Origin of the sequence: Flectobacillus sp. BAB-3569 (assembly GCF_002270355.1) — a bacterium.
GTDB classification, from domain to species: Bacteria; Bacteroidota; Bacteroidia; order Cytophagales; family Spirosomataceae; genus Flectobacillus; species Flectobacillus roseus.
In genome coordinates this window covers 95,860-117,213 of sequence record NZ_NJFZ01000035.1, presented here as the reverse complement: position 1 = coordinate 117,213, position 21,354 = coordinate 95,860, and the positions used below count along the sequence as shown (strand labels likewise).

Here is a 21,354-nt window from a genome sequence, read left to right as displayed (position 1 = left end):
ATGAAAACCCTAATTTTAACAATCATTTTCTCAACTTTAGTTATTGTTAATTCATTGTCTCAAGGTCTTACAAAAAATGCTAAAGGTGAGGGGGCAATTTTGTTCAAGGGTAATCACCTTACTCTTGATGTTGTCGAATCAAAAATTTCTTTTGGTTTAAATAATTTGCAAAATAAATTCGGTGATGATTATGGTATAATTTGGGGTATTAATGCGAGTGGTAAAAATGAATCGAGTATTAGTGGTTTGATTGGCGAAGGAAACATTGTACCTAATGCAAGCCTCAATGGCTTTGTGGGTTTGTCACACTCAAATGGGATTCCAAAAGCCTTAAATGATAGACTTGAAAGCCAATTAAAATCTTATAGGGAATTGTTAGAAAAACTTGATGCGAGTAGTTTGGTTGATATTAAAAATATCATTTTGTTAAATACATTAGATTCAGATTTAAAACCACTGAGAAAAAAACAGCTTGAAGATCTTCAAAATTCTTTAAATCAAGGTATTTACATAGCTAACCTAAAAGATTTTCAACCGGATAACAAAACTCCAGATAATATAGCTAGTAAAGAAAAAAAAGCAATTAAAAGTATTATCGAATCAGGTGAAAAGGTTTTAAAAAATGTCGAGCAACAAACTACCAAACTTAGCACACAAATATCCGAAACTGAAAAAGAGGTTAATTCCACACCATTTTTTCAGAATATATTTTTTTTAACTGGCGGCTTAGGAAGCACTTCTTTCAAATTATCACCAGAAATTAAAACTCCATTTAGTGAAAGTTTTATTGATACTACTTTTAGGAGTAAAAATATTGGATTTGGTGCTAACTTTTTATTTAAAAATATAATTATTGGCGCCTCATACAAGTATGTACTTAGAAACAATATGTCTACTTTAAAAGAGAAAACATATACAATCCGAACGACCACAATAAATAACAATCAGTCTTTGATTGAAGAAAGTAAAGTGTCGGCATATCCAGTTAGTGAAAAGAAGCCTTATCTTGAGATACCTTTAAATGAATTAAATTTTGATATTATAATCAATAAAAAATTGGATGATAATTCAAAAAACTTCCTACTAATTAACCCTTACTTCAAAGCTCAAGTTTTTTCTAGAAATAAATTTGTGATTCCTAACAATTTCAACATTGGCTGTGGATTATATTATTACAAAGAGTCTGGTAGGTTTATAGGTGGGATATTTTTTGAATTACCAGACGTCAGTCAAGCTTATGAAAAACTAAAGCCATTTGAAGACCAAAAACTATTACCTCCTTATAAAAGGGTTTTAATTGGCTTAACAGGTCAGATGACTATCGGAAGTTTCTTAAATCTTTTCTAATTTCTCCAAGAGAATCATATAGCGCTAATTGCAATTAAGTGCCTGTAAAACATTGATTATCCGTATTTTATAGGCACTTAGGTTTCATCTAATAGTGAGTAAGTCAATACAATGACTACTCGTTTGGGTGATGCTATTAACAAACTTCATCCTAATATTACCTAATATGTCAAGGAAGATGCTGTAAGCTTCCCCAAAAATAGTACGACTTAAACGTTAAATTTTCTCACCAATTTTTTTTAAACAGTATTATTTGGAGAAAATCTCATCCTTTATTTACTCATCTAACTAATTCCTGATAGAAATACTCCAATGGATTTCTGTCAGGGATCTATTGTTTATAGATATGTGGTAAAAAGTTATATTGACTTTAGTAAAAAAATACTTACTTCATGCCACCTATTCGTTTATACAACAAATAGGTTGGATAGGCGAAATAAAATTCAATTATATTGCAGTTATATAATCGTTACAAGCAACCGTAAAAAGACAGACAACTTGAAAAAATATTTGACACTAATATTAATAATCGGACTTGCACCAATCATCGGTGGACTATACGGCATTTTGCACGACCAACTGACTTACACAATTTCACCAGAGTATTACACAAAATTCAAGTTCTATCAATTTGGTCTAATGGACTTGGGTAATGAAGCAATTTTTCCAAATCCGAGAATAGAAGTTTCGGCTGTAGGTTTTATGGCGACTTGGTGGATGGGACTTCCAATTGGACTAATACTCGGACTTGTTGGCTTAGTTCATAAGGACAACAAACAAATGTTTCGAGCAACTTTGAAAGCTATTATCGTGACTGTTATTGTTGCATTTACAACAGGACTAATTGGACTTGCATACGGCAAACTGTATCTCGCAAACACAGGTGTAGATTGGTGGCTACCTGACAACTTGATTGATACAAGTAATTTTGTTGCAGTTGGTTCAATGCACAACTTTAGTTATTTGGGCGGTTTGACAGGACTAATTGCAGGAACAATTTATAGTGTAAGACAAAAACGAAAATATGAAGCGACGAACATTGACGACAAGAACGGCAGCTTATAACATGGGTTTTGCGCTAGTGGGCGGACAGTGCAAATAGAAACATTTGAGCAATTAATAAACGTTGGTGCCAGCAGACAGTTTACGGTTTCAAAAGCCCACCAACGCAAAGCCCGAAACCGTCAGGCTGTGAAAAAACTAACTTGAGTCCTTTTTATATTTGGACACCTATCCGAGAAATTTTCAATTATTAAAACCTAATGGCTTAGATTTGGAGTTTTTTCACAGTCTGCCGTTAGCGGATATTGTAAAACGACAGACAACATAGAATGAAGAAATATAAATACATCGAATATTTTCCGAAACCTTTCTTACAAGATTTGGTAAGCAATCGGTGCTTACCAATAATCGGTGCTGGTTTTTCAAAAAATGCCGACATTCCAAAGAACAAAAAAATGCTTGACTGGGATGAGCTAGGTAAAGCAATTGCTCAGGACATTCAAGACTATAAATACACAAATGCAATTGACGCAATTTCTGCTTACTGTCATGAGTATTCAAGAACCAACCTTGTTGAAAAACTAACAGAACTACTATTACTTAATTCAGTAAAACCCGGAAAGACACATAAAGCGTTTTGTGAGTTACAGTTTGATATTGTTTGTACAACAAACTTTGAGTTCCTACTTGAACAAGGTTATGGCTTAATTCCGAAATATTGCCGACCCATAATTGATGAAGACCAACTTTCAATATCAAATTTAAGTGATGGTATTGCAATTCTTAAACTTCATGGAGACTTGCATCATCCAACAAAACTGGTAGTAACCGAAGAAGATTACGATAGGTTTTTATCAAAAAATCCTATGTTAGCAACATATCTTGCTAATTTACTTATCACAAGAACACCGTTATTTATTGGTTATAGCTTGGATGACACGGATTTCAGACAAATTTGGCAAGTAATAAAAGACCGCCTAGGAAATCTTAGACGACAAGCATATGTTTTGAAAATAGACTGTTCTCCTCATGAAAAAGCAAGGTTTGAGCGTAGAGGTGTTAAAGTCATTAATATTAAAGGAAATCCGTCTGACTATCCAAAAATTTTAGAAGATGTTTTCATTGAACTAAAGGACTATTGGAATGAAGAAGTTTTGAAACTTCCGACTGTAAGTGAAGAAGCCACATTGGCAGAATTAGCTCTTCCTGATGACACTAACAATAGGTTGTGCTTTTTCTCCATTCCGATAAAACTTCTACCTTTTTATAAAAAATATATTTTTCCAATTGCTGCTGCAAAAGGTTTAGTTCCAATTAGTGCAGACGATGTAATTTCAATAGGTGATAATTGGATAGCGAAGGTTTCTGCATTAATAAATAAAGCTGAGTTTATTGTACTTGACCTGGCAACCCAAAATACAATGTTTGAACTTGGACTTGTATTAAGTCAAAGCAAGCATACAAATAGACTTTTAATTATTCGCTCTGAAAACTCTCCCATTCCAGCGGATATACATAACCTGCTTTACCTTTCACGACCTGAAAATCCATTTGAGGCTATAGACGAACTTAGTGAAAGAATAGAACATTGGTTTAGAGATGTAGTTGAACCAATGAAAACAACTTATGACGAAGAACCAAATAGACTTCTAAAAAAGAAAGAGTATCGGGCAGCCGTAATTTCTGCAATGACTCTACTAGAAGTTCATATGAGACAACGAGTTGAGTTAATCAAAGACGTTCCTTCAAAAACGACAGCGCCATATTCAATCTATATGCTAGCCAAAGAGTTTAATATCATAACTCAAGAGCAATTTATTAAAATCAAAATGTGGTCTGACACAAGAAACAGATTAGTACATACAAAAGCAATTGTAAACGCAATTGATGCAAAGAAAATAGTAACTGGTGTATATGAACTTATTGGACAATAATAAAATAACATCCGCTAACATCGGTTTGGCAATATGGCGGTTGAAGTGCTTCTATGAAATATTTGTGCAAAGTTCAAACGCAGTAATTCTATTGAACTTTTGTGCTAAAAATCCACCACATTGCCAAGCCAAAAACCGTTGTGGCAAGTTAAACAAACATCCTACAAACAATGAATGACACGATATTATTTGGCAATGGACTTAACAACTTAAGTAAAAACCGTATCCCGTGGACAGACCTTTTAGACAGAATTAAAGGGAAGGCTAAATTTGACAATGGTGAGCTACCAAATACATTCATTTATGAGAGAGCAGTCTTTGAAAATAAAACAGTAAAAGATATTCGAGAGACAGAATTTGACATTAAGTTATCAATTGCTGAATTGCTTGCAACTATCGAGACAAACGAGTTTTATGAAATGCTCTTTAACCTAAAGTGTAAAAATTACCTAACAACAAATTATGATTATGCTTTTCGGAACTTTATTACTCAAACAGAAAAATATTTAAGTTATAACAATAGCACAGAGGATATTTATAGCATTCGTAGACAGACTCGAATCTTAGATAAGAGAGAGAATGAAGTTTGCAAAATTTGGCACATACATGGAGAAATTGAAACACCCGTTTCAATTATGTTGGGCTTTGACCATTACTGCGGTTCAGTAAGTAAACTCGATGCTTATGTAAAAGGAACTTATGAATTTCAAGAAGACTCAAAGCCTGTCAAGATAAAAAAAATGACCGACAAGCTAAAAACTAAAGAGTTTGACAATCGTTCTTGGGCTGAATTATTTTTCAATACGAATATTCATATTCTTGGATTCTCTCTTGATTATAGTGAGACAGATTTATGGTGGATATTAACAAAAAGAGCAAGAATCATACATGAAGAAAAAACAAAGTCTTTGGTAAAAAACAAAATCTTTTTCTATGAAAGATACATAAACAGTGATAAAGAAGAACTTTTAAATTCGTTGAATGTGACAGTAGTAAAACCCAAGCCCGACAACTATACAAATGACTGGCATAAATATTACACTGACACTATTAACGACATTAGAGACAAGGTAAGATAACCTGCCACCAACATTGGGTTTTATGCAAGTTGGGCATGACCAGCAAACATCAGCTAATTGCATATCCAAACTGTGGTACGGGCAGGACTAATAAATCCCAACTTTAGTTCTTAAGTTCAACTTTATATTTTCAATCAGAAGCGGTTCCGGGCAGACGGAAGTCTATTTCTCAATCCGCACAAAGCCCTGAATGTCAGACTGTAAAAAATAATTTGATTCATTTCTATACTCGAACGCCTATCTGAGGAATTTTCAACTATTTAAATCTAAAGGCTTAGATTTTAAGTTTTTTCACGGACTGACGTTAACCGAAATTTTTCCAAACTACCATTATGGGCAGAGTTAAACAAAGATGGCTTGAACTAGAAGCCAGACATATAAGCAACATTCCTGACAAATATATTTGTGCCAAACATTTTGACGATAGGTATATAACGAACTTTATAAAGAAAAATTACGAAGCAGGCTATTGTGATTACTGTAAAAAAGACTTAAAAGTTGTTTCATTTGAAGATTTGATGGAATTCATAATGGATGGTGTTTCAAATTTCTATGATGATGCAGCCAATTTTATGAGTTATAATTCAAGAGAAGGAGGCTACCTTGGTGAAATTTATACTCCAGATGAGCTCATACAAGACCAAATAAGATTAGATGCACAACCTTTCAAAATTATAGAAGACATTGTAGATGCAATCGAAGACGTTGCTTGGGCTCAGCCTGACCTGTATTATGCCAATATTAAAGATGACTTGGAATATCAATGGAGCTATTTTAAAGAAATAATAAAACATAGATCTCGTTATCTCTTTTCATCAGGAGACAAGAACCAAACAAGGGCTTTTCACATTTTGCGAGAAGTAGGTACGCTTGTATCGGGTTTAAATATCATAAAAATAATTCCGAAGGGAACAAAGCTTTACCGTTGCAGACAGCATGACATTAAAACAAATATCCTTGAGTTTAATGACATAACCGCCCCTCCAAATGAAAAAGCAATATATCCAAACAGATTTAGCCCAACTGGAATTTCAATGTTTTACTCTGCATTTGACATTACTACGGCAACTTTAGAAACTATTAGCAGGGAAGACAAATCAAAGAAGTGGATTACAATTGGGGAATTTGAAACTTTAGAGGATGAATTTGTCGTTGATTTCAATAAACTGCCAAATATTCCAAGCATCTTTGGAATTAGAGACAAGAAAAAATACTATTTGGTTTTGTTTTTGCACTCTTTTGTTAGAGATATGACTAAAGAAATAAAAAAAGATGGAAAAGAACATACAGAATATGTTCCAACTCAAGTCGTTACCGAATTCCTTAGGTATCCTTTTAACACCAAAAGAAAAAATAAACTATCAGGAATCATCTATCCTTCTTCTCAAAATAGAAATCACAAGTCGGCAGTATTTTTTTGGGACAATGAAACAAGTAAAAATAAAGTTTCCTTGTTGAAAATTAATACTGAGAAAATCAAATAAAACTACGGCTAACACGGGTAGCTGTTGCACAACTCTTTTTCTATAAAAAACCTCTTACTGAATACACATTCAAACCTCTTTTAAAGCGATTTAAGAGAGGTTTGTTTTTTTATTGCAAAGTGTAAGCTTCCCTAAAAATAGAACCTCACCCCAACTTCGCACTAAACACCCTCTCCAGTATCACTATCTCCTCTCCATAAAAAGTGTTTCTTTCATAAAAAAATGATGGGAGCTTTGTGCGGAGTCCTCCCCTATTGATGTGGCGATTAAATGTCGCTCTACTTTCGCAATTAAGTATAGTCCTAATTTCTTTTTTTGTAATACCTCTCATCGGTCTAAAGTTAGAATTGTTTCAAAAGCGTTTCATTAGTGTTTCAATAGTGTTTCAGGGCTTGCGTACGAAGTGTAGCCATCACACCTTTACAAAAACAAAAGGCAGATGCTAACTAAAGAGAGGATGAGTGAGGTTTTTGTAGTATCTCTGGAAAAGACTATCAAAAATACACTTTTTCTCTCTTCTAAACAACTACGAACATGACTGATATTGTAGTAAATGCTCAAGAAAACCTTGATGATGAAGCAATCAGAAATCAGAAGTCTGAACAATTAAGACAACACCTCTCTGCTATCAATACACTCTCTAAGGAACTTAATGATTTAGGTCTTGCTGTCAATATTTTTGACACTGAAGATGAAGACAACAATGTCATTTCAAATCCTGTAACACTCATTGCTGAAATTTCAAAACCATACTAATCATGGAGGATATCGCACGTGTCGGTATTGGGGCAAGAGTACCTGAACAGACTAAACGAAATCTTGAAGTAGAAGCTAGTGTTTTCGGATTTGAAGGGCTATCATCCTTGCTAAACTACCTGATTTTAAACCGAACTTTCCTCTACATCAACAGGCTTGATTATGATTCCCATAAAGTTCATATCTGTCTGTCAGAACCTGAACTTTCTGAGCTATATGAGGTAGTTCAAAACCGAGAAAAAGGACAAAATGAAAGCCAAAAACTGGATTTTCAAGACTTTTTGAAGGAGGTTTTTTTTACAGGTTTAGCCAAAATGGCGTTAACGCACCCCCACCCTCTTACTCAAAGTTGCAAAAATAGTGTAAACGCTGTTAACCAGCCGTTTACACGTGTTAACGCTAGCGTTAACGAAGTAAAACATGGCGTTAACGCCGTTAACGACTACCAATATGATGGGGAACAACCAGATAAAAAACCAGAAATTCAGACGCAAAGCTCGTTCGCTATTAAGCTTCGTCTTGAAGAACTCGAAACACAGCTTCAGCAAGCACAACAGGAAGCAATTTATTATCGCAGTCAGTACGAAAAACTATCGCTTGTACAAGCTTCTCAACAGGAGAACACGGCAAGCTATCAAGCATTGTCCATAAAGTTTGATGAACTACTCAAGGGCTTGGAATATGTCTTTGGAATAGCGGCAGAACTTGCCAATGAGCCTCATTTTAGGGAGAGAGATTATACTCCAGAATACTTTGCCGAACTCTTAGAAAAACATGAAAGTACTAGCGGTAATTGACATAGATGATACCACTCATGCACCTCTCGAAGTTTGCAAAATCTACGATGAAGGAGATACAGCGTTTTGGGATTCGTTTTTTCAAGAGGCACTTAATAACCTCCAATATCGTAATCAGATCTCTAAGACAGAGGAGTTCAATCAAGTCCATCTAAAAGCGCTTTTCGAGATGCTTATCAAGCAAGGGGTGCTCACTACTCAAGGGCTTCAGCTAGAACCATTGATTATGCACTCAGTGGAAAAGCATTATGCTCAGACCAAGTTTCGCTGGAGTTGGAGAAAGAAGAAAACCAAGCAACTGGAGGAAAAATACTTGCAAGCATCCTCAGCTTTTCAATCACGTGTTAAAGAGAACATCTGGACAGCTACCATGCTTTGGGGGAAGAAGTTTTTTAAGAGTACGCGAATCGGAAAAGCTATGATAGACGCATTCGAAAGACTAGACAAAAAATAAAATCATCATGTTTGAGAATCTAAAAAATACTTTCAACAAGGGCAAAAGTGTGTTAGAATCCACACAACAATTTGCTCAAAATGTCAATAACATCACACAAGGTCCTGGGCTTTTTGGTTTGGCGGGTACTCCACAGCAAACGAGCGAAATTCCTCAGCAGAGTTATCCATATCAAGAGACGACTACTGTTAATTACCAGCAAGCAACCATTGCTCCAGTACAACCTACATTCGCAGCTCCCATCGAGCAGGTAGAAAAGAACCTGCGACAAGAAGCAAAGATTAACGCTCGAAGAATCTGTTCTGTGCTACGCCAAAAGGGTGTGACCATGCGAGTGCTATTCACTATGGTGGTTAAAGACTTGGATGAAGAGAAAAAGCTTGAGGACTACGAAAAGGAAAATGACATTGATGACATTGATGAAGTGGAAGATTTGCCTGACGAGATTAGAGTCGCTTTGCAAAACCAGATGAAACATAAAGAGTTCACTAAGCTCACGACTAACATTGAAGAAGACCTGCTAGAGCTATTAGAAGATACTCTTTTCCAAAAATACAGGCTCGAATACATGGCAGGTAAACATCAGATGATCTCGGAAATGGATATTATCAGTATGTACACAACCATCATGACCACGCCAATCTATGAATTGGGTGCAGATATGTTGGTGGATAAGGCGCTCAAGTACAAAAAGCCCGCTCTGGAATATGGTAAGCAACTCTTAGAAAAATTCACCAACAAGAAAACCTAACATGGAGAAGCTTGGACAATTTATCGAACTCATCGTATCACATATTATCCTAAAATAAAACTATGTTATTTGGATTATCCCCTGCAACTCTGCAAGAAAAAACAAAAGCCATTCAACAGCATTGTATCAATATGGAAGTTTCTCATGAACACTCCAGTGGTGTTTGTGTCACGGTATCAGCCAACAGAATCAAAGGTTTAACTTATGATGCTGAAAAACATTCACCTGAGCAAGTCAGAGAGGCCATCAATCAATGTTTTGAAAAATGGTCAAACGAAACCAAAGAATACTTCGAAACTAATATTGACACTATTTTGGAGTCAGTACCAAAAGTATTCCGACAAGAACTCAAAAACCAGCTACTTGGTAACTAATACAATTATGGACTATCACTTGTACAAACGAATACAAGAAGCCCTGTCCAATAGTCCTCCTAACGCTGAACAACAAGCCTTCAACTGGCTTGTTGTGGGCGCTCAAAAAACCGCTAAGACCACCACAGTGCTTCAGCTTGCCTATATCATCCAAGCAATGGCCATGCAGAAGAAACTTATCAAAAAGGTATTGATTTTTGACCCCATGTGGCATGAGTCTTTTGAGCCCGCAGGTATCCGAAAAGCCATAGGTTTCATCAACCCAAACTTTGTACTCCCAAATTACAAAGTCATTACAGTAGATGACATTCAAAGCTATGGTGCAAGTAAGGAGGATTATTACTGCTGGGCAGTAGTAAGAGATAGAGGCAGTAGGGTTCAGGACTTTTGTCAGGAAGCTCTTACAGTCAAGAATGCCATCACCATACTCGACGATGTGGGCTCTCGTATAACTGGGAACGTAAGAAACTTTCCACAGTATATTGACCTCTTGGCGTACAATAGAATTAATTGTAACGATGTATTTCTTATCTATCATCAATACAAGTACGTTCCGCCTTCGTTTTGGCAATATTTCCAAAGAGCCATCATCAAGCAGTCTAACGAACAGAAGTTCTCGGATGACATTTACCCACGTGATTTGTACATACAAGCACAAAAAGAGGTCACCTTGGAAAATAAAGAAAGGACTTTTCCCAACAAAATGAATTTGGCTTACAGGATACTTCTACCGAACGAAAATCTAAGTTTCAAAGAGGACAATGGCTACTTTATCGCCACCGACGAAAGTGGCAACGAATACCTTCTGTTACAAGATCAAATAATTGATTTATGAAAAACTTTAGATTCTACTTTTTTGCCTTTTGTATCCTAGTGATTGCTATTGGTTTAGGTTCGTTGTTGGGTGTCTATGTCTTTTTGAAGCTTATCAGCAAGAATGTCACGAGAAAAGACCTTGAGGATAGAGAAAATCAAATTGTTCAAGAAGCTCAAAAAAAAAAGAACAATCAGAACTCGAACAAAGCCCTTGGAGATTGTTCCCCTACATCCACCACAACTAAGCTAGTTGAGGTTTCGGAGGTTGCTCGCAAAATCAAAAACAAGGAATATGACCAAATTGGTATGCAAAGAGCTATTCTCAGGGAATTCAGAACACCCTGTAATAGACGATTTAGAATCAATTATTTGGGCTATTTCTGGATTCCCCCTGAATACAACGACGACTGGCAAGATGTTGATATTATAAAACAATCCGATTTCAACATTCATCAATTTATTAGGAACCTATATAAATAATCGTGTCACGCAAAGACCTAGTTTATCTTTCAACATTAGCTAAGGAACATAATCTGCATTTAAGGTCCTACATGGATTTAATGGCGGTTTATGCAGACTATCTATTGCATGAATATCAACTAGACTTGAACGATTATAAAGGGAAGTGTCTCCCTGCATGGGTTGTACATCTCTGTAGAGAACTCAACCCCTCAGACTTCGAAATCAACTCTATGAAGGACGAAGGTAAGTTCTATGAATGGCTTGAATGGATTAGTGCTATCAAAAATCGAAGGTATAAGAGCTAATTTCACGGAACTGCAGCCAATTACACCGTATTCGAGCGTATTTCAGCGTATTTGAGCGAAAACTAGCGTCAGGATTTTCGCCAGTCCTACAACCTTTGTAACCTAAAGCAACCACGAATTCACTCTCATTTTAAATTAATACATAGCAAAATGGCTTTAACATTCAACAAAAAGCACCCTTCGACAGACATTAAAGAAGGTGAGCTAATCTTCACAGCAACGGATGCAAACGATGCTGCGGTAAATTATCAAGTTGCTGCCTTGAAAGTAGCAAACATTACGGATCCTGTTGCCATTGTTTTCGACCCACGTCCGAACTTGAACCCCTCTAAAAAGTGGTTTTTTAAGACAAAGGAGTACCTTGTACAATTAGGAGCATCAGCCGAGATTGCAGGCAAGTTTGCAGATGATTCTGAAGTAGGAGCGCTAAACAACACAGTAGTAGCTAATATTTTTGGTTCATCTACCGTGCTTTTCACAAGTGCAAATGCAACCGCATTAGGCGAAACAACTATCACTTCGGTTACGAAAATTACAGACACCTCAGGAGGCTCATCTGATTCAGGTTCAGGCTCTGGAAGTGGTTCTGGCTCAAGCAATCCTGGCACTGCTAACGCTTCTACGGATGCAGCTACTAAAACTATCTTTGGTATGGCTTGGTATTGGGCAGCAGGCATTGGTGCTGTGATTGTCGTTGGTGGTGTATATGTCGCTAAAAAACTCTTTGGCGGAAAGAAAAAGAAGCCCATTGACAAGTAAAAGATTCTAGTAGAAAAATTTAAAATCAGGAGAGTCCGCAAAGTACTCTCCTGATTTTATAAGACTTTGCTCTCTCACCCTTAAATCTTCTCATGATGACTAAAGATGAAGTAAGGGAAACTCTCAAGGAAGAAGCTAAGGAAAAAGCTTACACGTTCATTGACTTCGTAATTGGCGCAATTTTCATGGCGCTCTTTGTAACCATCGTAGTTTTTGGTGTAAGAGGATTTTCTAAGCTTTTTTCAAAACTTTTCCCCAAACTAAAAAAGGATGAATAGTATGAACTTTCTCGATTATCTAACCACCCTGACCACTGCCGACACGAGGCAGGCGCAGGGAAGGCTTGTGAAAGTCTCTGCTACAACCGCTTACGGATTGACATTCATCTTTTCAGATGCCAAACCAAGCGTAATTACGTATCCCAAAGGCGCTTTACTAGGAAGGATTAGACAAACCACTACGGTAGTTGATAAAAACACAAAGAAAACAGTTGCCTATACTGCCGTTGATTTGGATGAGCCGTTGCTGGTTGATGCTGTCAACCAAAAGTACTTGACTTACTTATGGTTCAAACCTACTGAGATTGAGTTTGCAGATAATGGTGAACAACCAAAAGCAGACAACAAAACTGAGTTAGTTCCACTGTATTGCAATACTACCTCAGGGGTGAAGCTTCGACCAGAGGCTAGTACACTCAAGAAGGAATTGAAAATCGTTAGCTATGGTAACATTGTAGGATACACCGACAAAAGCACCAAGAAGTACCTTGCCATTACCTTTTTGAAGGTATTTGATGCCAAAGGGAAGGCAATCGGGTGGGTCGCTAGTGATTATGTATCTTACAGCAAGCCACAGTCAAAAGCCCTTCCAAAGGTTGATAGCACAGGAGGTGCAACTACTGTAATTGTTAGCCAAGATGATGACCCTCAATCTGGAATCTCCGATTCAACTGGAGCTGGGATTTTGAAAGTGACACTGTATGGCTTTTTCTTTTTGCTTTTTAGTCTGTTCTTCTATTCTATGTATCGTGCTTATAAAGACAAAAAAAATGAAAGAAAAGCTAAACTGGTATAAGACCTTACTCGTCACAAAGCCCATTACAGCCATCCTTTTGTTTCTTGTGCCCATTGGACTTATCGGATACTTTATTTTCAATCTTGGTAAAGACAAAGGCTTAAACACTCCTCCAAGTGATGCCCCATCCCCTGAATACCAGCCTCCAACGGCTCAGGAAAAGTCAGTCTTCGAGGAATGGACAAAGACCACAGGGAAAGTAATTGTAGAGCAGGCTCACAACTATTTTACAGCATGGTATAGCAAGGTATGGTATGGCGAAATGCGTGATTTGTGCCATACACTTAAGGAACTAACAGATAAAGAGTTGATTTGGATAGCTAACGACTACAACCGAAAATACTTCAAAGACGGGACGTTCTTAACGGAGTTCATTGAGCATAAACTCTATGCAACCGCAGCATACGACAGTGTACTTACTAGGCTCACAAAACTTAAGGCAAAGTAAAATGGCAAACATCTTAGATACCCTTGCCAATATCCTTTCTACCGACGAAATCAAGGATTTCATTACGGGCAAGAAAAAGCCTGAAATCACGGTGAACACCAACGTAGAAATGGAAACTGAAACAATCAAGAATGTCGCATTCTATTTGTTTCTGGCACTCGGAGGATTCGCTATCATTTTAGCATTCCTCATGTTTTGGGCAATGAAGTTTGCCCTCTCATCCTTCAAAAATTAAACCCTCAATGGCAATGGGAAAGAATTTGGATAAAAAAATCAATATCGAAGAACTCAAGGCACAAGCGGAAAAAAGAAAGCAAGATGCTGAGCTAGAGTTGCAACGAGTCGAACAACTGCAACAAGAACAAAAAGAAGCTGAGAAACAGCAAAAAATAGATGAAAGGCAGGCTCTTCTCGACAACGTTGCAACCTTCATGGCTCAGTCAAGGCAAGAAGCATTAGCAGGAAATCTCGCAAAGGCGGAAACGCTCAAGGGATTTGCTGAGGATGCTAAAAAACTGGCAAATGAAATCCAGATTGATGGTGAAGAATTAGAGGAAGAAATAGTTGAACTACCCACTGAGCCATTTTTTGGCAAAGGGTACTCGGTAGCAAGACGATGGATTCTTACCACACTATTCACTTTGGCGCTCTTTGCTATTTCAAGCTATCTCAATCACTTGGTGAAACTTGAGGGAACCGACATCTCAATGGCAATTCGGTCAGTTTGGATTGACTTCATTATCAAGCTCAACCATTGGTCGATTATGTGGCTCATTGTAGACGTCTCCTTGCTTATCAACTGGAGCGTTGTGTATCGATTCAGGAACAATCACGAAGCACCCGAACATAACTTAATATCGAAATGGTTTCTCAATTGCTCAGACGAATTTCAGGTAAAGCAAGCCTTGTATTTGGTATATGCCAAAGCTTTCTCATTTGCCATAATGTACTTAGCCAGTCCAATCACCAATTCGTAATTAGACAGGCTGTAGTAGACACGATGAAAAGCCTCTATAACAATCTGGAAAGACCCAATAATAGAGGCTTTCTCATTGACAAAATCAACAAAACGGCAGGTGCACCAAAAGGCTCAGCCTATTGCTCAAGCGGAATCATCTACATTGGTAAATGCAATAAGCTTCCAGTCACGGCCACACCACGAGCACTGTCATGGTTAAGGCACTCAGCTATCAAACGACAATATGGTAAGGCTATCACCACTGAGCCTGTGGTCAAAGGTGATATCGCTCTTTTCAATTGGTCAAAAAACCAATGGCACGTTGAGGTCGTAACCCAATGGAATATCGCAGGAGACAAAACAAGGTTTCGTACTGGAGGCTTTAATACGGGCTCTCCCTACGACCCAACACGAAGGAAACAAGGTATTTTCCCACATCTAAGACGAAAACAAGATGCAATCATCCTCAACTACCAAGAGTTCTGGAAGCTCAACCAAAGCCAAATCAAAGCTCTTAATCATTGGCTCATTCATCGGCATTAGTTTACTCTCCTGTTCTGATGCCCAATATCAAGTAGTTGATCACCTCTTGGGCATTGAAACACCAGAGAAAAAGGATACAGTCGACATTGACAAGGCTGCCTTTCGTAAGCTATCCGAACTAGATACAGTCCCTGAATTCGGTACGTTAGACTATTTTGATGCGACGGATACGGCATTCGCTAGATTGGAAGAAAAAACACCCAAAACACACAATCCATCTACGCCACCAAGAAAACCATACCGAAGACCCAGAGACCGATTGTCCATGCGCTCAGATAGCGAAATAGAAAAAGCCTTTGAAGAGGCAAAAAGAAAGATAGCTCAAATGTACGATTCGACTAACCACTAATATGTTACTACAAGTTAATTATGAGCAAATTTTCACACCAATTGTTGTATCTGGAATAGTTGCTCTGGTGGTGTGGATTTTTAGAACTAAAACTGAAGAGACGAAGGAAAGAATTGACGCACGACAGGAAGAAATCAAAGACATTCAAGAGAGACAAAACAAGCATGGGGAACGTATTGCGGTACTAGAAAAAGATTCTCTTAACCAGCAAAATGGTATCAACGAACTTAAACAAGCTCTCAAGGAACAAAAGGCTGACTTCACGGCTCAATTCAACCATCTCTCAAGTCAAAATAACGAAATTCTAAAGCAGTTAAAATAGCATGAAAAAACTCATCTTTTGCTTACTATTCGGATTCATTCCGATGCTAGGTTTTTCACAAACCCTCAGTCAAGATACCTTATCACCTCCTAGTGTGGTGGTTGTCATCCAGCAAAATTACGTATGTGATTCAGCCGATTTTCAACCACAAGCACCACAAAATGCCAAGAAGCCAAAGCCTCAAAAAGCTCCAGTAAAAAAGAAGAAATTCATGAAACGAGGAGATTTTTGGTCTAATGTACTCGACCTTACTAAGATTATTGTCCCTGCATTAGTAACCGTTTTAGCCGCTACTTCAGCCAAATAATATGGAAGAAAAAGAGCTTGTGTCAGAAAAGTTGCAATACGCTTCTATCGTCGTTTCAATGACTTCAGGTCTGATTTCGATTGTATGGGTATCCTATCAAGCAGGTATCTTTTTCGGATTGTGGGGAAAACCTAAACGTAAAACTTTTTAAGCATTTTTTTACAATTTGACCCCAAAAACATCGAAATAAGCGTATTAACGCAACATTTTAAAAATTACAATTGTAAAATGTCCCTAATCTGTCTAAACAAACTAGGTTGGAATGTCGATAAAGTCGCATTCGAAAAAGAGGTTAGGGATATTTGTTCCGATCCGCTAATTCGTATCAAAAACCCTAACTGGTTAACGCTTGTCTTCAATGCCGAATCCAGTATGAAGTTTCCGAATGTGAATCGTATTGGTGCAGTAGGCTACATTCAAATTACAAAGTCCACAGCAAAGGATTTGCAAACCACAGTGGATTACTTGAAAACGCTAAGTCCGATTGAGTACCTGTACTATGTTCGCAAATACTTACGAATGCGAGTGAAACAATATGGAGCACCCGATTCAGCCTACGAGCTATATGCGCTAGTGCATTATCCAGTCGCATTCAAAAAGGCTGAGAACTATGTACTCTATCGAAAAGGCTCAGATGCCTATGCTGGAAATAGTACGCTTGATTATAATGCAGATGGTGCCGTTACAGTCAAAGAAATGAATCAATTCTTTGATAAGCGCTTACCACTCTTGTATGACAAAGAGTTGCTCTTCACTCCAGAGGATTCATCAAGAATTTATCTGGCAAACATTGAACTCAAGTATATCCTTGCAGGTCTGTTTTTTGGATTAGCGATGCTGGTTGGTATAGTATATTATTTTAAGAAAAATCAAATCACTAAATACCTTAAAAACCATGTTCTCTTTAGGAAAAAAGAAAAAGGGCTTCCGATTTGACATCGATGAACAAGTAGAGTACATCGGTGAGCTAAAATCAAAGAAAGGTACATACAAAGTTATCTCTCGTAAACATGAAGATGATAAAGAAGTGTACAAATGCAAAAAAGGCGCTAAAACGGAACTATTCACACTCTCGGTCTTGAAAAAAGCCAAAGGGCTAGGTGCTGTTGACAAGCCTATCTCTATTTCAGATGTAGATGAGCGAGCTAAAGAGCTTCAACGTCGCTCTGGAATAAAAGAGGTCAAAAAGGTCACTACGTATAACCTATCTCGTAAGGAGGCAAAAAAGATTGCTTTCCAAGAAGCTAGAAACAAGTAGTTATCCGATACCTAACCATTATAAAATATCATTGGTAGCAAAACCAACATTCCCTAGTTTAAAATTGTCCGTCAATCTTGGATTTTTGCTACTAATTCATTCCTGGCATTTAGCATTTAAGCAAGCCCGGTTATTCTTTTTTGGTAGCAAAACCAAGTTTTTATAAAATGAACAAATTAGCAAAAATTCTTCTTGTTGTTCTTACCGTTTTTCTTTTAGCCATCGGTGGATACTATTTCTTGAATCGAAAGAAAACGGAGGCTGAAGCATTAGCCAAAACAGATGATGCTTTCTATCTGCAGTATGCTGACAATGCTGATACCGTACATACTTTCAACATCAATCGTGCTGTAGAAAATAGTCTAGCCATCGGTTTTTCTGGATTTGCCAATCCAACTATTGCAGGTACATTTCCACTTGTTGATGATTCAGATGCCTCCAAATTCAACGCTGCCTCACGTCAGAAATGGGCGAATTTCATCAAAGATGTGTTGATGCCAAAGTTTGGCTCTTACGTGGCGCACGCCTCGGAGCTAACCAAAGTACCTACGTGGATGATTTGGGGTGTTATGGTCACAGAAATCGACCCAGAAAAGCTTGAGTTTTCAAAGTCAACCAGTGGTGCTAGAGGTGCCATGCAATTGATGCCAATCACCGCAACGGATACCATCGTAGTGGCAAAGAAGTATAAGAACTATGTTCCTGATGCTCACGAAGCAATTTTGCGGAAAAATCTTGGTGAGACACGTGCGGAAAAAATCATTGATGCAGTCGATAAATTCGATAGAAGTCTAGTCGAAATCTCTAAGAAATCAAGCCTAAACGACCTCTATAATGCAGAATTAAATATTCACATTGGAGCTCTAAAACTAGCAAACCTTTTGGATATCTACGGTGCTGATGATTTAGCTTCTGTGGTAGTTTCTTACAACAAAGGCGATGCAACGGCAAAAACGAAGTACGGTATTGCTGGGAAAAGTTTGAAATATGCACTTGCAAATACTACTGGAGAGGCTCACGATTACATCCTTCGCACACTTGGCAAACACGGTGGTTTTGATATTGTCACAAACGATTTAGGAATTTTAGTCTAATGTATCTACTGTTCGAAAGCTTCCGCAACCAAGATTCATACCTATGGCAACGAATGATGGCAGTGGGAGGCAAAGGAGAATGGGTTCATTGCGAAATCCTTTTTGACGAAAAAGCGTGGAGACGAGGTTCTGCATGGCTCAGTCAAGGAGTTGGGTTTCGAGCGTTTGAACCCATTGACCCGAAAAGATATGAAGTATATCAAATCGGGTCACAGCATTGGGAAAAAGCCTATCAGTATTTTGTAGAAAACGAAGGCAAGAAATATGATGCCATCGGAGTGGTAGGAATGGTGTACAGAACTGCCATGCTGGACAACCCTGAGCATAAGTTTTGCTCAGAAGTGTGTTATGAAGCACTTACTCAAGCACAATTTCCTTTAGCTAAGGTCGATGCCCGATTGATTAGTCCCTTGCACTTAAGAAGATTGATTAGAGGGCTAGGATACAAACCACTTGTTTATCAAAACTCCTAGGGCTACAACTTTTTTTGAAAAAACACAAAAAGAAAAGTGCTGTTTTACAGCTACTTAACTAGTAACATTGTGTAGGGCTACAACTTTTAGTTGTAGCCCCATTTAATCACCAAAAAAATGGCAAAATACTTATATGTAAAGGAGGATGTCGCTTATGCAGAATACTTCATCGCTCCCGATATTTCATCCCTTGCGTATGCTGCCTATTATGGTGCGTACCTTGGTGAGCTCACAGGTCGAACTGTTCAGGGAATTTCTGGAGACAAAAACACTTTCTTGGAATTTAAGGCTAAAGATGGAGAGACCTACTATGTCGTTAGTACGCTTCCATATTGGGAAAGCTTAGATAGTTTAAAAGACGATAAACCAACTGTATCTGGAGGAACCAACACCAATACGAATACCAACTCTTCAGGGAACACTTTTGGAAAAATCTTAGATGTAGCAAAAGGGTTGTTTGGAATCCTTGGTGGGGGTAGTAACAAAACGGTAGCGACAGATAACAAAACTGAGACTGGCTCAAACGACGATACTGAAGATACGCCTCCTGTAGAAGAGGAAAACAAGTATTTGGCTTTTCTCAAGAAAAACATCATCTGGTTTCTACCAACGGTTATCCTAGTTCCCATCCTGCTATTCTGGTTAATTAGATGGGCTATTCGAAAGATGAAAAAACCATCATTAACACCAACTGTCACCAATGGAGTATAGAAGAATAGCGCTACTGGATAAAACGGGAAAAGTCGATTTCGAATTACTCGAGCAAATTGCTAAGGCTATCCAAACCCAACTCCAACGAGACGTAGCACCCAAATGGGACGTATCAGGTGAGGTAAGAGCTTTTCGAACGTTTGGAGAAATACCAGCAGGTTTTTGGGCTGTATCAATCCTTGAGGAAACAGAAAACAAGTTCAACGGAACGCATTGGTATGATTCTACTACCAATATTCCCTATGCTCAGGCAAGATTGACGGATTGGGTTACACAAGAATACGCACAAAATCATCTAACCAAGGTAATCAGTGAGGAAATCATCGAAATGTGTATCGACCCATACGGACAAAGAATTGTGAGAGGAAAGGATTTTGAGGATAACACCAAAGAGGTTGAATTCCTAGTTGAGCTAGCTGACCCAATAGCCAATCCATCAATCGGATACTATATCAACGACATCTTTGTGACCAACTTTATCTATCCATCGTATTTCAACGTGACCCATGTCCAAGGTACAAAATACGACCATTTGGGACTGCTAAAGAAGCCCTTAGACCTCTTCGATAGAAGCTATCAAATCTTTCGTAGAGCTGGGCAATGGTTCAAAGCTTTTATGGTGCAGGGGAAAATAGTGGTGAGGAAAAGTTCAGAAGGTGTACCACTGGAAGCTTTTGAGTCCAAAAAGCTCCTACAATTCTTGGCTTTCATTTTGTCATTATTCTTCTTGGCATTCTTAATATTTCGATTCTTGAGAAGAAAGTTGGGTAGTAAAAAGTAAACACTAAGAAAAGCTTCAGTATCAAAAAACAAACATCTGCTACCCAAAAAATCAATCCTATGAAAGATAAGGACAAAAGCAAAGAAAAGAATAAACTCATTCAGCTTATTGCTTTCATTCTGGTAGCAGTCGTGATTTTGGTTATTCTTTTTCGGAAAAATATCATCTCTCTACTTTCTAAAATTCCCGATAGGAACTCTGCCATCAATGATTTTTCAAAAACACTCGAAGAAAGCAATAGTCAGTTCCAAAAAAGCATGATGGGTTTAGTTGAAAACATTCAAAATAAATTGGACAACTCTACCAAACAGGTCATCAATCAAAATGGAAGTACCATAGTTCTGAAAGGCATCGGTTGGAAACGTACCATTGCTCAAGAGGAGATTACTCGTGGCTATGTAGTAAGGGTTCACGAGAATGATGGTATAGACCGTAGCTATAGATATGACCCTCATAATATTGAAAACTACGGACTAGCGACAGGTATTGCACTCCATTCGGCTACCGCAGGACAAGAGTGTTTTATACAGGTCGAAGGTACGGCTGAAATACCTAATTGGGGACTACCATCCAACACACTTATGTTTATCGGACCTATGGGAGTACTAACCCCTACTGCTCCCAACCAAGGACTCTCACAAACGGCAGGTAACTCTATTTCACCAGACGAAATCAACATTAACTTTTCACAACCAATAATCCTAAATAACGATTAA

The 21,354-nt window shown here is 37.9% G+C and carries 31 protein-coding genes; all 31 read left to right on the top strand.

Annotated elements, in window-relative coordinates:
- A complete protein-coding gene (locus tag BWI92_RS24335) occupies positions 1 to 1,347 on the top strand; it encodes a hypothetical protein (RefSeq protein WP_095167795.1) in 1,347 nt (448 codons plus the stop codon).
- A gap of 510 nt (positions 1,348 to 1,857) precedes the next feature.
- Complete coding sequence (locus BWI92_RS24330) at positions 1,858 to 2,412, top strand: hypothetical protein (RefSeq protein ID WP_229363514.1); 555 nt, start codon at positions 1,858 to 1,860, stop codon at positions 2,410 to 2,412.
- A gap of 266 nt (positions 2,413 to 2,678) precedes the next feature.
- Complete coding sequence (locus BWI92_RS24325; RefSeq protein WP_095167792.1) at positions 2,679 to 4,283, top strand: SIR2 family protein; 1,605 nt, start codon at positions 2,679 to 2,681, stop codon at positions 4,281 to 4,283.
- Positions 4,284 to 4,453: 170 nt separating this feature from the next.
- The gene (locus BWI92_RS24320) at positions 4,454 to 5,362 is read left to right on the top strand and encodes an SIR2 family protein (RefSeq protein WP_095167789.1); all 909 of its coding nucleotides are present in this window, start codon (positions 4,454 to 4,456) and stop codon (positions 5,360 to 5,362) included.
- A gap of 332 nt (positions 5,363 to 5,694) precedes the next feature.
- Complete coding sequence (locus BWI92_RS24315) at positions 5,695 to 6,846, top strand: HEPN-associated N-terminal domain-containing protein (RefSeq protein ID WP_095167787.1); 1,152 nt, start codon at positions 5,695 to 5,697, stop codon at positions 6,844 to 6,846.
- 534 nt (positions 6,847 to 7,380) lie between these two features.
- The gene (locus BWI92_RS24310) at positions 7,381 to 7,602 is read left to right on the top strand and encodes a hypothetical protein (RefSeq protein ID WP_095167785.1); all 222 of its coding nucleotides are present in this window, start codon (positions 7,381 to 7,383) and stop codon (positions 7,600 to 7,602) included.
- Between the two features lie 2 nt (positions 7,603 to 7,604).
- On the top strand, positions 7,605 to 8,399 hold the full coding sequence (locus BWI92_RS24305) for a hypothetical protein (RefSeq protein ID WP_095167783.1): 795 nt from the start codon (positions 7,605 to 7,607) through the stop codon (positions 8,397 to 8,399).
- The gene (locus BWI92_RS24300) at positions 8,377 to 8,853 is read left to right on the top strand and encodes a hypothetical protein (protein WP_095167781.1); all 477 of its coding nucleotides are present in this window, start codon (positions 8,377 to 8,379) and stop codon (positions 8,851 to 8,853) included. The genes BWI92_RS24305 and BWI92_RS24300 overlap by 23 nt, the downstream gene beginning before the upstream one ends.
- Before the next feature lie 7 nt (positions 8,854 to 8,860).
- On the top strand, positions 8,861 to 9,604 hold the full coding sequence (locus BWI92_RS24295) for a hypothetical protein (protein WP_095167778.1): 744 nt from the start codon (positions 8,861 to 8,863) through the stop codon (positions 9,602 to 9,604).
- Positions 9,605 to 9,666: 62 nt separating this feature from the next.
- A complete protein-coding gene (locus tag BWI92_RS24290) occupies positions 9,667 to 9,978 on the top strand; it encodes a hypothetical protein (RefSeq protein ID WP_095167776.1) in 312 nt (103 codons plus the stop codon).
- Between the two features lie 7 nt (positions 9,979 to 9,985).
- A complete protein-coding gene (locus BWI92_RS24285; protein ID WP_095167774.1) occupies positions 9,986 to 10,813 on the top strand; it encodes a hypothetical protein in 828 nt (275 codons plus the stop codon).
- Positions 10,810 to 11,274: a hypothetical protein gene (locus BWI92_RS24280; protein WP_095167772.1), complete on the top strand. Its 465-nt coding sequence runs from the start codon at positions 10,810 to 10,812 to the stop codon at positions 11,272 to 11,274. Before BWI92_RS24285 ends, BWI92_RS24280 begins: the two co-directional genes overlap by 4 nt.
- A gap of 2 nt (positions 11,275 to 11,276) precedes the next feature.
- Positions 11,277 to 11,561, top strand: a complete 285-nt coding sequence (locus BWI92_RS24275) for a hypothetical protein (RefSeq protein ID WP_095167769.1) — start codon at positions 11,277 to 11,279, stop codon at positions 11,559 to 11,561.
- Positions 11,562 to 11,711: 150 nt separating this feature from the next.
- Entirely contained in the window at positions 11,712 to 12,320 is a 609-nt protein-coding gene (locus BWI92_RS24270; RefSeq protein ID WP_095167767.1) for a hypothetical protein, read from the top strand.
- A 92-nt stretch (positions 12,321 to 12,412) separates the two neighbouring features.
- Entirely contained in the window at positions 12,413 to 12,598 is a 186-nt protein-coding gene (locus tag BWI92_RS24265) for a hypothetical protein (RefSeq protein ID WP_141234674.1), read from the top strand.
- Position 12,599: 1 nt separating this feature from the next.
- On the top strand, positions 12,600 to 13,394 hold the full coding sequence (locus tag BWI92_RS24260) for a hypothetical protein (protein ID WP_141234913.1): 795 nt from the start codon (positions 12,600 to 12,602) through the stop codon (positions 13,392 to 13,394).
- Positions 13,369 to 13,842: a hypothetical protein gene (locus BWI92_RS24255; protein ID WP_095167762.1), complete on the top strand. Its 474-nt coding sequence runs from the start codon at positions 13,369 to 13,371 to the stop codon at positions 13,840 to 13,842. Before BWI92_RS24260 ends, BWI92_RS24255 begins: the two co-directional genes overlap by 26 nt.
- A 1-nt stretch (position 13,843) precedes the next feature.
- Positions 13,844 to 14,077 carry a hypothetical protein gene (locus BWI92_RS24250; RefSeq protein ID WP_095167759.1) on the top strand — a complete coding sequence of 78 codons (234 nt, stop codon included), beginning with the start codon at positions 13,844 to 13,846 and terminating at the stop codon, positions 14,075 to 14,077.
- 13 nt (positions 14,078 to 14,090) lie between these two features.
- Positions 14,091 to 14,819 carry a hypothetical protein gene (locus BWI92_RS24245; protein ID WP_141234912.1) on the top strand — a complete coding sequence of 243 codons (729 nt, stop codon included), beginning with the start codon at positions 14,091 to 14,093 and terminating at the stop codon, positions 14,817 to 14,819.
- 23 nt (positions 14,820 to 14,842) lie between these two features.
- The gene (locus tag BWI92_RS24240; RefSeq protein ID WP_095167755.1) at positions 14,843 to 15,343 is read left to right on the top strand and encodes a hypothetical protein; all 501 of its coding nucleotides are present in this window, start codon (positions 14,843 to 14,845) and stop codon (positions 15,341 to 15,343) included.
- Entirely contained in the window at positions 15,255 to 15,692 is a 438-nt protein-coding gene (locus BWI92_RS24235; protein ID WP_141234911.1) for a hypothetical protein, read from the top strand. Before BWI92_RS24240 ends, BWI92_RS24235 begins: the two co-directional genes overlap by 89 nt.
- 1 nt (position 15,693) lies before the next feature.
- Positions 15,694 to 16,014 (top strand): hypothetical protein, encoded by a 321-nt coding sequence (locus BWI92_RS24230; RefSeq protein ID WP_095160456.1) that lies wholly within the window; start codon positions 15,694 to 15,696, stop codon positions 16,012 to 16,014.
- 1 nt (position 16,015) lies between these two features.
- Positions 16,016 to 16,321 (top strand): hypothetical protein, encoded by a 306-nt coding sequence (locus BWI92_RS24225; RefSeq protein ID WP_095167751.1) that lies wholly within the window; start codon positions 16,016 to 16,018, stop codon positions 16,319 to 16,321.
- 1 nt (position 16,322) lies between these two features.
- Positions 16,323 to 16,472: a hypothetical protein gene (locus BWI92_RS27475; RefSeq protein ID WP_176464523.1), complete on the top strand. Its 150-nt coding sequence runs from the start codon at positions 16,323 to 16,325 to the stop codon at positions 16,470 to 16,472.
- Positions 16,473 to 16,549: 77 nt separating this feature from the next.
- Positions 16,550 to 17,257 (top strand): transglycosylase SLT domain-containing protein, encoded by a 708-nt coding sequence (locus BWI92_RS24220; RefSeq protein ID WP_095167750.1) that lies wholly within the window; start codon positions 16,550 to 16,552, stop codon positions 17,255 to 17,257.
- Entirely contained in the window at positions 17,217 to 17,579 is a 363-nt protein-coding gene (locus BWI92_RS24215) for a hypothetical protein (RefSeq protein WP_095167748.1), read from the top strand. Before BWI92_RS24220 ends, BWI92_RS24215 begins: the two co-directional genes overlap by 41 nt.
- A 167-nt stretch (positions 17,580 to 17,746) precedes the next feature.
- Entirely contained in the window at positions 17,747 to 18,673 is a 927-nt protein-coding gene (locus tag BWI92_RS24210; protein ID WP_095167747.1) for a transglycosylase SLT domain-containing protein, read from the top strand.
- Positions 18,673 to 19,146, top strand: coding sequence for a hypothetical protein (locus tag BWI92_RS24205; protein ID WP_095167745.1), 474 nt, complete (start codon positions 18,673 to 18,675; stop codon positions 19,144 to 19,146). The genes BWI92_RS24210 and BWI92_RS24205 overlap by 1 nt, the downstream gene beginning before the upstream one ends.
- Positions 19,147 to 19,263: 117 nt before the next feature.
- The gene (locus tag BWI92_RS24200) at positions 19,264 to 19,857 is read left to right on the top strand and encodes a hypothetical protein (protein ID WP_095167743.1); all 594 of its coding nucleotides are present in this window, start codon (positions 19,264 to 19,266) and stop codon (positions 19,855 to 19,857) included.
- Entirely contained in the window at positions 19,847 to 20,638 is a 792-nt protein-coding gene (locus BWI92_RS24195; RefSeq protein WP_095167741.1) for a hypothetical protein, read from the top strand. The genes BWI92_RS24200 and BWI92_RS24195 overlap by 11 nt, the downstream gene beginning before the upstream one ends.
- 59 nt (positions 20,639 to 20,697) lie before the next feature.
- Complete coding sequence (locus BWI92_RS24190) at positions 20,698 to 21,354, top strand: hypothetical protein (protein WP_095167735.1); 657 nt, start codon at positions 20,698 to 20,700, stop codon at positions 21,352 to 21,354.

Coding starts and splice junctions, on each gene's coding strand:
- BWI92_RS24335 (WP_095167795.1), top strand. CDS start 1: ATGAAAACCCTAATTTTAACAATCATTTTCTCAACTTTAGTTATTGTT.
- BWI92_RS24325 (WP_095167792.1), top strand. CDS start 2,679: ATGAAGAAATATAAATACATCGAATATTTTCCGAAACCTTTCTTACAA.
- BWI92_RS24320 (WP_095167789.1), top strand. CDS start 4,454: ATGAATGACACGATATTATTTGGCAATGGACTTAACAACTTAAGTAAA.
- BWI92_RS24315 (WP_095167787.1), top strand. CDS start 5,695: ATGGGCAGAGTTAAACAAAGATGGCTTGAACTAGAAGCCAGACATATA.
- BWI92_RS24310 (WP_095167785.1), top strand. CDS start 7,381: ATGACTGATATTGTAGTAAATGCTCAAGAAAACCTTGATGATGAAGCA.
- BWI92_RS24305 (WP_095167783.1), top strand. CDS start 7,605: ATGGAGGATATCGCACGTGTCGGTATTGGGGCAAGAGTACCTGAACAG.
- BWI92_RS24300 (WP_095167781.1), top strand. CDS start 8,377: ATGAAAGTACTAGCGGTAATTGACATAGATGATACCACTCATGCACCT.
- BWI92_RS24295 (WP_095167778.1), top strand. CDS start 8,861: ATGTTTGAGAATCTAAAAAATACTTTCAACAAGGGCAAAAGTGTGTTA.
- BWI92_RS24290 (WP_095167776.1), top strand. CDS start 9,667: ATGTTATTTGGATTATCCCCTGCAACTCTGCAAGAAAAAACAAAAGCC.
- BWI92_RS24285 (WP_095167774.1), top strand. CDS start 9,986: ATGGACTATCACTTGTACAAACGAATACAAGAAGCCCTGTCCAATAGT.
- BWI92_RS24280 (WP_095167772.1), top strand. CDS start 10,810: ATGAAAAACTTTAGATTCTACTTTTTTGCCTTTTGTATCCTAGTGATT.
- BWI92_RS24270 (WP_095167767.1), top strand. CDS start 11,712: ATGGCTTTAACATTCAACAAAAAGCACCCTTCGACAGACATTAAAGAA.
- BWI92_RS24265 (WP_141234674.1), top strand. CDS start 12,413: ATGATGACTAAAGATGAAGTAAGGGAAACTCTCAAGGAAGAAGCTAAG.
- BWI92_RS24260 (WP_141234913.1), top strand. CDS start 12,600: ATGAACTTTCTCGATTATCTAACCACCCTGACCACTGCCGACACGAGG.
- BWI92_RS24255 (WP_095167762.1), top strand. CDS start 13,369: ATGAAAGAAAAGCTAAACTGGTATAAGACCTTACTCGTCACAAAGCCC.
- BWI92_RS24250 (WP_095167759.1), top strand. CDS start 13,844: ATGGCAAACATCTTAGATACCCTTGCCAATATCCTTTCTACCGACGAA.
- BWI92_RS24245 (WP_141234912.1), top strand. CDS start 14,091: ATGGGAAAGAATTTGGATAAAAAAATCAATATCGAAGAACTCAAGGCA.
- BWI92_RS24240 (WP_095167755.1), top strand. CDS start 14,843: ATGAAAAGCCTCTATAACAATCTGGAAAGACCCAATAATAGAGGCTTT.
- BWI92_RS24235 (WP_141234911.1), top strand. CDS start 15,255: ATGCAATCATCCTCAACTACCAAGAGTTCTGGAAGCTCAACCAAAGCC.
- BWI92_RS24230 (WP_095160456.1), top strand. CDS start 15,694: ATGTTACTACAAGTTAATTATGAGCAAATTTTCACACCAATTGTTGTA.
- BWI92_RS24225 (WP_095167751.1), top strand. CDS start 16,016: ATGAAAAAACTCATCTTTTGCTTACTATTCGGATTCATTCCGATGCTA.
- BWI92_RS27475 (WP_176464523.1), top strand. CDS start 16,323: ATGGAAGAAAAAGAGCTTGTGTCAGAAAAGTTGCAATACGCTTCTATC.
- BWI92_RS24220 (WP_095167750.1), top strand. CDS start 16,550: ATGTCCCTAATCTGTCTAAACAAACTAGGTTGGAATGTCGATAAAGTC.
- BWI92_RS24215 (WP_095167748.1), top strand. CDS start 17,217: ATGTTCTCTTTAGGAAAAAAGAAAAAGGGCTTCCGATTTGACATCGAT.
- BWI92_RS24210 (WP_095167747.1), top strand. CDS start 17,747: ATGAACAAATTAGCAAAAATTCTTCTTGTTGTTCTTACCGTTTTTCTT.
- BWI92_RS24205 (WP_095167745.1), top strand. CDS start 18,673: ATGTATCTACTGTTCGAAAGCTTCCGCAACCAAGATTCATACCTATGG.
- BWI92_RS24200 (WP_095167743.1), top strand. CDS start 19,264: ATGGCAAAATACTTATATGTAAAGGAGGATGTCGCTTATGCAGAATAC.
- BWI92_RS24195 (WP_095167741.1), top strand. CDS start 19,847: ATGGAGTATAGAAGAATAGCGCTACTGGATAAAACGGGAAAAGTCGAT.
- BWI92_RS24190 (WP_095167735.1), top strand. CDS start 20,698: ATGAAAGATAAGGACAAAAGCAAAGAAAAGAATAAACTCATTCAGCTT.